This is a genomic window from Mycobacterium palustre (assembly GCF_002101785.1).
GTDB lineage: Bacteria > Actinomycetota > Actinomycetes > Mycobacteriales > Mycobacteriaceae > Mycobacterium > Mycobacterium palustre.
The window spans coordinates 1-7,597 of the sequence record NZ_LQPJ01000150.1 but is presented as its reverse complement, the minus strand read 5'-3'; the positions used below and the strand labels follow the sequence as shown (position 1 = coordinate 7,597).

Here is a 7,597-nt window from a genome sequence, read left to right as displayed (position 1 = left end):
ATCCGGAGCGGGTGCCGGCGCGGGAGCCGCGGGAGCCGGGGCAGGGGCGGGAGCAGCGGGTGCCGGCGCCTGGGCGGGCGCGACGACGTTGTGGCCGGGCGCGGGCTGCACACCGGCGGTCGGACGAATGGCGATCGCCAACGAAACCACCAGCGCCGCCACCCCGATGACGAAGATTGCCGCCAAGGCGGTCCCCACCAGCCGGAACGACTTGCGCTCGCCGTCGGCCTCTCCGGCGAGCGGGGCGGCGACGGGGTGCTCGCCGGTGTAGGGGTAGTCCAGATCGTCGGCCACCGCGCTGTAGGCCAGCCCGTCGGCGTCGGCGCTCGAAGCCTCGAAGTAGCCCGGGGCGACCGCGAACGGGTCGAGCGCACCGGTGCCCGGGTCCTGCGCGTAGGCCAGCGCCGCGGTGGACGACGCGAACAGCGGGGCGTTCGCCGAGGCCAGCGCCGCGCCGCGCGCCAACGCCGTCTCCGGCTCCTCGGGCGAGGCCAGCGGCAGCGTGGTCGCGGCCTCCAGCGCCGGCTTGATCATCGGGATATCGACGCCGGAGCCGACGACGAACACGGCGTCCGGCAGCGACGCCAGGGTCTCGGCTTCCGAAACCATGGTGGCCAGCTGGGTCACCGCGGCCGCGTCGTCGTCGGGCAGCGGCTGCCGGCGGACGTCGGTGACGGAACCGTCCGCGCTGTCGACGACGGCCAGCGTCGCGGTGTCGGGCTCGATGTAGAGCAGGGCGGTGTGCGCGTAGTTCGTCTGGTTGCCGACCGCCTGGGTCAGCGCGGCCGCGGCCAGGAAGGCCGAGACCAGCATCACGTTTTCGACTTTGTGTGCGGCCAGGGCATCGCGCAGCGCGGCCGCCTCGATGGGGTCGGTGAACGTGACGCCGGTCGACGTCAGCTGGTAGCCGCCCTCGGCGGCGCCCTCTCGGGTCCCGAGGATCGCCGACACGACCTGGTCGGCGGCGCTGAAAGTTGCCGCGTCGTCGTCCGCGGCAACCTGGATATTGTCCTCGTCGACGGTCGCGCCGTCGCCGTTCTCCCCTTCGACCAGCACCATACGGACGGCCGTCGGCGCCATCGACACGCCCAGGACGGTGTCCAAAGCTCCTCCATCGTCGTTAGCTAGCCAGTCCGGCCGGGGGACGCGGCCGTCGCAGCCTGCAGCCACAGCGGCACGTCGACGGTCCCCACCTGTGTTCCCCTAGTCCCCCGATTTTACGCGGTTCTATCGGCCCGTGACGGCGCTAGGGAACCGGGACGCCGCGCCCCAAGTGGCGCCGCAGCCACCCGCCGTGATCGTCGTGATCGTCGTCGCGGGGGTGCCGCGGCAACCACTGCTGCGGGGGATTCGGGTCCGGGGCGACGCGCGCCGGCGACGCGGGTGGCGCCGCGGGCGGTGGGGTCGGCGGTGGCGCTTGCGGGGGCTTGGGCGCGGCGGGTTGCGCGGGCATCGAGTTGAGCACCGGGCGGATGTACAGCCGCGCCGTCTGCCCCAGGTTGCGGGCCTCGTTGCCGTCGTTGCCGGGCACCGTGATGACCAGGTTGTCGCCGTCGACGACGACCTCCGAACCGGACACGCCGAGCCCGTTGACCCGGGCGCTGATGATCTGCTGGGCCTGGGCCAACGCCTCGCGGCTGGGCCGCGAGCCGTCCGGGGTGCGGGCGGTCAGCGTGACCCGGGTGCCGCCCTGCAGGTCGATGCCGAGCTTGGGGGCGGCGCGCTTGTCGCCGGTGAGGAACACCAGCAGGTAGACGCCGATCAGCAACAGCAAGAAAACCGACAGGTAGCGGGCAGGGTGCACCGGCGCGGAAGACGATGCCACTTTCCTCGTATCTCCTTGGATCGGTTTCTTGCCCCCGACAGAGCCTAGAAAAGCCTACGTGTCGCCCACACGTTCCCCCCGCGCGCGGCCTATCGGCCCGGGTCGGTCAGCTCGTCGGACTCTTCCAAGCCGCCGGCGCCCGCGTCCTCGCCGGCCTCGCCGGCCTCCTCGGGCTCCTCGGGCAGGATCCGGTCGCGGACGGCCAGCTTCATCCACGTGGTCACCACGCCCGGCGCGATCTCGAGGTCGACGGTGTCGTCGGCGATCGCGACGATGGTGGCCTGCAGCCCGGACGTGGTGTGCACGCGGTCGCCGGGCCGCAGCGACTCGTGCAAGTCGATGGTGGCCTGCATCGCGCGCTTCTGGCGGCGCGACGCGAAGTACATGAAGCCGCCCATGATGAGCACGAACGGCAAGAACAAGACCAAACTATCCATGACGGTCAGTCTGCCATCACCGCAGGTCGCGACGATGCCCGCTACAACCGGCCGACGCAGCGCCGAACCGATAGGCTTGGATTCGCGACGTGACGGCCGCGCCGCGGTGAGGAGGACGAGAGTGGCCAGCCTCGAGCAAAGCCGCCAGCTGGTCACCGAAATCCCCGGTCCCGCATCGCTGGAACTCAACAAGCGCCGGGCCGCGGCGGTGTCGCACGGCGTCAACGTCTCGCTGCCGGTGTTCGTGACGCGCGCCGGCGGCGGCATCATCGAGGACGCCGACGGCAACCGGCTGATCGACCTGGGATCGGGGATCGCGGTCACCACGATCGGCAACTCGGCGCCCCGGGTCGTCGACGCGGTGCGCGCGCAGGTCGACGACTTCACCCACACCTGCTTCATGGTGACGCCGTACGAGGAGTACGTCGCCGTCGCCGAGGAGCTCAACCGGATCACCCCCGGCTCCGGCGAGAAGCGCTCGGTGCTGTTCAACTCCGGCGCGGAGGCGGTCGAGAACGCCGTCAAGGTCGCGCGCGCCTACACCCGCAAGCCCGCCGTGGTGGCGTTCGACCACGCCTATCACGGGCGCACCAACCTGGCGATGGCGCTGACCGCCAAGTCCAAGCCGTACAAGAGCGGCTTCGGCCCGTTCGCGCCGGAGATCTACCGGGCGCCGCTGTCCTACCCCTACCGTGACGGCCTGCTCGACAAGGAACTGGCCACCGACGGCGAGAAGGCCGCCGCGCGGGCCATCCGGGTCATCGAAGGCCAGGTCGGCGCCGAGAGCCTGGCGGCCGTCCTGATCGAGCCGATCGCCGGCGAGGGCGGATTCATCGTGCCCGCCGAGGGATTCCTGCCGGCCCTGCTCGACTGGTGCCGCCGCAACGACGTCGTGTTCATCGCCGACGAGGTGCAGACCGGGTTCGCGCGCACCGGCGCGATGTTCGCCTGCGAGCACGAGGGCATCGAGCCCGACCTGATCTGCACCGCGAAGGGCATCGCCGACGGGCTGCCGCTGTCGGCGGTGACCGGCCGCGCCGAGCTCATGGACGCCCCGCACGTCGGCGGCCTGGGCGGCACCTTCGGCGGCAACCCCGTGGCCTGCGCGGCGGCGCTGGCCACCATCGAAACCATCGAGCGCGACTGGCTGATCGAGCGGGCCCGGCAGCTAGAGCGGCTGATGACCGAGCCGCTGCTGCGGCTGCAGGCCGGCGACGACCGCATCGGCGACGTTCGCGGCCGCGGCGCGATGATCGCCATAGAGTTGGTGAAGTCCGGGACCGCCGACCCCGACCCCGGGTTGACCGAGGCGCTGTCCAAGGCGGCGCACGCGGCCGGAGTCGTCGTGCTGACCTGCGGCATGTTCGGCAACGTCATCCGGCTGCTGCCGCCGCTGACCATCGGCGACGAGCTGCTGGCCGAGGGTGTCGAGGTGCTCGGCCAGCTTCTCGGCGACCTGTAGCACCCGAAAAACCCCGCCCGGGCGGTGTGGAAAGTCACAGCGACGCGGGACCGTTTTAGGAATACCGTTAGTTTAACTAACGTTTTGCCCGTCAGCGCAGCGTCGCGCTGAAGAATCACCTAGCTATCCGGCAGTCAGAGGGAAGTATTTATGTCGACTACCACTCAGGAAGAGCGCCTGGCACGCCGTGTCGACGTCTTGATCGCCAACGACCCCCAGTTCGCCGCCGCCCGGCCGGACCCCGCGGTCGCCGCCGCCCTCGAGCAGCCCGGGCTGCGACTGCCCCAGGTCGTCCAGACGCTGCTCGACGGCTACGCGGACCGCCCGGCCCTCGGGTACCGCGCCGTCGAGTTAGTCAAGGATCCGAACACCGGCCGCACCTCCGCCGAGCCGCTTTCCCGCTTCGAGACCATCACCTACGGCCAGCTGCGCGACCGGGTGACCGCGCTGGCGCGCTCGCTGACCCACGACGGGGTGCGCGCGGGTGACCGGGTGTGCGTGCTCGGCTTCAACAGCGTCGACTACACCACCATCGACATGGCGCTCGGCGTGATCGGCGCGGTGTCGGTTCCGCTGCAGACCAGCGCCGCCATCGCCCAGCTGCAGCCGATCGTGACCGAAACCGAGCCACGGGTGATCGCCGCGAGCGCCGACCAGCTGCCCGACGCGGTCGAGCTGATCGCCAGCGGCGGCCACCGCCCCGCCAAGCTTGTCGTGTTCGACCACCGCACCGAGGTCGACGACCAGCGCGAGGCCGTCGACGCCGCCCGCGCGCGGCTGGCCGACACCGCCGTCGCCGTCGACACCCTGGCCGAGCTCCTCGAGCGCGGGGCCGCGCTGCCCCCGGCCGCCGTGCCGGCCCCCGACGGGGACGACCCGCTGGCCCTGCTGATCTACACCTCCGGCAGCACCGGCGCCCCCAAGGGCGCGATGTACCCGCAGAGCAACGTCGCCAAGATGTTCCGCCGCAACAGCCGAAACTGGTTCGGCCCCACCGCCGCGTCGATCACCCTCAACTTCATGCCGATGAGCCACGTCATGGGCCGCGGCATCCTCTACGGCACCCTCGGCAACGGCGGCACCGCCTACTTCGCGGCCAGAAGCGACCTCTCCACGCTGCTGGAGGACCTCGAGCTGGTCCGCCCGACCGAGCTGAACTTCGTGCCGCGGATCTGGGAGACGCTGTACGGCGAATTCCAGCGCCAGGTGGACCGTCGGCTGCCCGAGGGCGCCGACTCCCAGATGCGCCAGTCCGTCGAGGCGGAGGTGCTCGACGAGCAGCGTCGCTACCTGCTCGGCGGGCGGTTCATCTTCGCGATGACCGGCTCGGCGCCCACCTCGCCCGAGCTGCGCAACTGGGTCGAGGCGCTGCTCGAGATGCACCTGCTGGACGGCTACGGCTCCACCGAGGCCGGGATGGTGCTGTTCGACGGCGAGGTGCAGCGTCCGCCGGTCGTCGACTACAAGCTGGTCGACGTCTCGGAGCTGGGCTACTTCTCCACCGACCGGCCGCACCCGCGCGGCGAGCTGCTACTCAAGACCGAGAACATGTTTCCCGGCTACTACAAGCGGGCCGAGACGACCGCCAACGTGTTCGACGAGGACGGCTACTACCGGACCGGCGACGTCTTCGCCGAGGTCGCCCCCGACCGCCTGGTGTATGTGGACCGCCGCAACAACGTCCTCAAGCTCGCCCAGGGCGAGTTCGTCACCCTGGCCAAGCTGGAGGCCGAGTTCGGCAACAGCCCGCTGGTCCGCCAGATCTACGTCTACGGCAACAGCGCACAGCCCTACCTGCTGGCGGTCGTGGTGCCGACCGAGGACGCCCTGGCGCGCTACCCGCTCGACGAGCTCAAGCCGCTGATCGCCGACTCGCTGCAGGAGGTGGCCAAGGAGGCCGGCCTGCAGTCCTACGAGGTGCCGCGCGACTTCCTCATCGAGACCACGCCGTTCAGCCTGGAAAACGGCCTGCTGACCGGGATCCGCAAGCTGGCGTGGCCCAAGCTCAAGGCGCACTACGGCGAGCGGCTGGAACAGCTCTACGCCGACCTGGCCCAGGGCCAGGCCAACGAGCTGGCCGAGCTACGCCGCAGCGGCGCCGACCGCCCGGTGCTCGAGACGGTGAGCCGGGCCGCGGCCGCCATGCTCGGCACCGCCAGCAGCGACGTGGCGCCCGAGGTGCACTTCACCGACCTGGGCGGAGACTCGTTGTCGGCGTTGACGTTCGGCAACCTGTTGCGCGAGATCTTCGACGTCGACGTGCCGGTGGGCGTGATCGTCAGCCCGGCCAGCGACCTGCGGGCCATCGGGGCCTACATCGAGGGCGAGCGCACCGGCAGCAAACGCCCGACGTTCGCCGCCGTGCACGGCCGCGACGCCACCGAGGTGCACGCCAGCGACCTGACGCTGGACAAGTTCCTCGACGCCGAGACGCTGGCCGCCGCGCCCGGCCTGCCCAAGCCGGCCACCGAGGTGCGCACGGTGCTGCTGACCGGCGCCACCGGCTTCCTCGGGCGCTACCTGGCCCTGGACTGGCTCGAGCGCATGGACCTCGTCGACGGCAAGCTGATCGCGCTGGTGCGGGCCCGCTCGCATGAGGAGGCTCGGGCCCGGCTGGACAAGACGTTCGACAGCGGCGACCCCGAGCTGCTCGAGCACTACCGCGCGCTGGCCACCGACCACCTCGAGGTGCTCGCCGGCGACAAGGGCGAGGCCAACCTCGGCCTGGACCGGCAGACCTGGCAGCGGCTGGCCGACACCGTCGACCTGATCGTCGACCCGGCCGCCCTGGTCAACCACGTGCTGCCCTACAGCGAGCTGTTCGGCCCCAACGCGCTCGGGACCGCCGAGCTGCTGCGGATCGCGCTGACCGGCCGGCAAAAGCCCTACACCTACGTCTCCACGATCGGGGTGGGCGACCAGATCCCGCCGGGTCAGTTCGTCGAGGACGCCGACATCCGCCAGCTCAGCGCCACGCGGACGATCAACGACAGCTACGCCAACGGCTACGGCAACAGCAAGTGGGCCGGCGAGGTGCTGCTGCGCGAGGCCCACGACCTGTGCGGGCTGCCCGTCGCGGTGTTCCGCTGCGACATGATCCTGGCCGACACTACCTACGCCGGCCAGCTCAACCTGCCCGACATGTTCACCCGGATGATGCTGAGCCTGGTGGCCACCGGCATCGCGCCCGAGTCGTTCTACGAGCTGGACGCCGAGGGCAACCGCCAGCGGGCGCACTACGACGGCCTGCCGGTCGAGTTCATCGCGGCGGCGATCTCCACGCTGGGGGCCCGCGCCGGCGACGGCTACCAGACCTACCACGTGATGAACCCGTACGACGACGGCATCGGCCTCGACGAGTACGTCGATTGGCTGATCGAGGCCGGCTACCCGATCCAGCGCATCGACGACTACGCCGAGTGGTTGCGCCGGTTCGAGGGGGCGATGCGCGCGCTGCCCGACCGGCAGCGCCAGTACTCACTGCTGCCGCTGCTGCACAACTATCAGAAGCCGGAGCGGCCGCTGCGCGGTTCGCTGGCGCCGACCGAAAGGTTCCGCGCCGCGGTGCAGGAGGCGAAGATCGGCCCCGACAAGGACATTCCGCACGTCTCGGCGCCGATCATCGTCAAGTACATCACCGACCTGCAGCTGCTCGGACTGCTCTGACGGCTAGCCCTGGGGGTGCGGCCAGCGCAGGTACGCGGCGCCGGGGGTGCCCTCCGTGCGCTGGCGGCGCCACCCCCGCTTGGGTTCGGCGCCCGCGTCGCCGTAGCGCTCCACCCGCGGCTGGGTGAGGGCGCCCGAGGAGACGTCGGCCGACGGCTGTTCGGGCGCGGACGCGTGCTTGGGTGCGGGGGCTTCGGGGGCTTCGGG

4 protein-coding genes and 2 pseudogenes are annotated in these 7,597 nt (G+C 71.1%); 2 read left to right on the top strand and 4 right to left on the bottom strand.

Going from position 1 to position 7,597, the window contains the following annotated elements:
* The 3 genes and pseudogenes from AWC19_RS26825 to yajC all read right to left on the bottom strand — a co-directional run.
* On the bottom strand, positions 1 to 1,104 hold a 1,104-nt coding region (locus AWC19_RS26825), incomplete at its 3' end, for a DUF7159 family protein (protein WP_425436918.1).
* A gap of 273 nt (positions 1,105 to 1,377) precedes the next feature.
* A pseudogene (locus AWC19_RS26820) lies at positions 1,378 to 1,825 on the bottom strand (protein translocase subunit SecD); the annotation flags it as partial.
* Between the two features lie 89 nt (positions 1,826 to 1,914).
* Positions 1,915 to 2,262 (bottom strand): preprotein translocase subunit YajC, encoded by a 348-nt coding sequence (gene yajC, locus AWC19_RS26815; RefSeq protein WP_085081106.1) that lies wholly within the window; start codon positions 2,260 to 2,262, stop codon positions 1,915 to 1,917.
* Positions 2,263 to 2,383: 121 nt separating this feature from the next.
* Between yajC and gabT the strand changes: the two genes are divergently transcribed.
* Both gabT and car read left to right on the top strand, forming a co-directional pair.
* Positions 2,384 to 3,724 carry a 4-aminobutyrate--2-oxoglutarate transaminase gene (gene gabT / locus AWC19_RS26810; RefSeq protein WP_085081105.1) on the top strand — a complete coding sequence of 447 codons (1,341 nt, stop codon included), beginning with the start codon at positions 2,384 to 2,386 and terminating at the stop codon, positions 3,722 to 3,724.
* A 150-nt stretch (positions 3,725 to 3,874) separates the two neighbouring features.
* A complete protein-coding gene (gene car / locus AWC19_RS26805; RefSeq protein WP_085081104.1) occupies positions 3,875 to 7,390 on the top strand; it encodes a carboxylic acid reductase in 3,516 nt (1,171 codons plus the stop codon).
* A gap of 3 nt (positions 7,391 to 7,393) precedes the next feature.
* On the opposite strand, the pseudogene AWC19_RS26800 reads toward car, so the two are convergent.
* Positions 7,394 to 7,597 (bottom strand): annotated as a pseudogene (locus tag AWC19_RS26800) (hypothetical protein); the annotation flags it as partial.